Consider the following 931-nt stretch of genomic DNA (forward strand, 5'->3'; position numbering starts at 1 on the left):
CCATTGAATACATTGATAACAAAATCGCTAAGCGCATCACAGGTCAAACCTTGACGAACGGTAATCAAAAATACGGCTCGCGGTCATTGGGTGAAGTTCATGAAAGAGCGGGCATGCGCGTCTCCAAACGCGATGCTCGTATGGTGCATAAGACGCTTAACGACACGCTGTTTAAATGGATATTCTTAGCTAATGGTCGCAAAGGCAGTCTTAAAATTCGAGTGGATGAGGACGCTTATAAAGAGTTAGTGAACAATATCGTCAATGAACCGACGACCGTTGATAAACCCACGTATCTTTCCGATGCACCAGGAAAGCACTTATGTCTGCTTTAAAAAGTCTTGATAAACAAGAGACCGATAACCTCACCAAATTACAGCGCCTTGAAGATGAGGCGCTTTCATTAACCGTCAAAAGCCTTTCAAGCAAACTGGAAGCCGCGTTCAAAGCGCATTCAAACCCAGACGATATTGATATCACCCAAGTGACAACGCAATACACCAACATCTATGCCGCTTCGATGATGGTGAGTTGGCTGCTGGGCCAAGCGCATATCCATAATGCGATCAATGATGCCAACGAGAAACCTCTCGAACTCACTTATGCGCCGATTTATCTTGCCGTGGATGAGGTGCCTTTTCAGGAAGCGATTGATTCACTCAAAGCCATGATACCGACCGATACCAAAGCGTATCGGCAGATGGAAGCGGCAATGAAGTTGCGTGCTTTTACCGTGGCAAACGTTTCCAGTATTGATGCGGTCAATCGCGTTAAAAAACGTTATGAAGAGGCATTAGGAAGCGGCGCATCACGCTCTGAAACGTTAGGGAACCTCCGTCAACTTCTTGAGCAAGAAGGACTCTCTCAGGTCAATCCTTATTGGTTAGAGCTGCATTATCGCAACAATATGATGACCGCATACAATTCAGGT

Annotated in this window: 1 protein-coding gene and 1 pseudogene; both read left to right on the plus strand. The window is 45.8% G+C overall.

The features are described 5' to 3' along the window. A partial coding sequence (locus AB4589_RS25480) for a DUF935 family protein (protein ID WP_372101964.1) occupies positions 1 to 335 on the plus strand: 335 nt, incomplete at its 5' end. Further along, positions 323 to 931, plus strand: a pseudogene (locus AB4589_RS25485) (phage head morphogenesis protein); the annotation flags it as partial. The gene AB4589_RS25480 and the pseudogene AB4589_RS25485, both read left to right, overlap by 13 nt.

This window comes from Vibrio sp. 10N.222.49.A3, from assembly GCF_041475145.1.
GTDB lineage: Bacteria > Pseudomonadota > Gammaproteobacteria > Enterobacterales > Vibrionaceae > Vibrio > Vibrio tasmaniensis_A.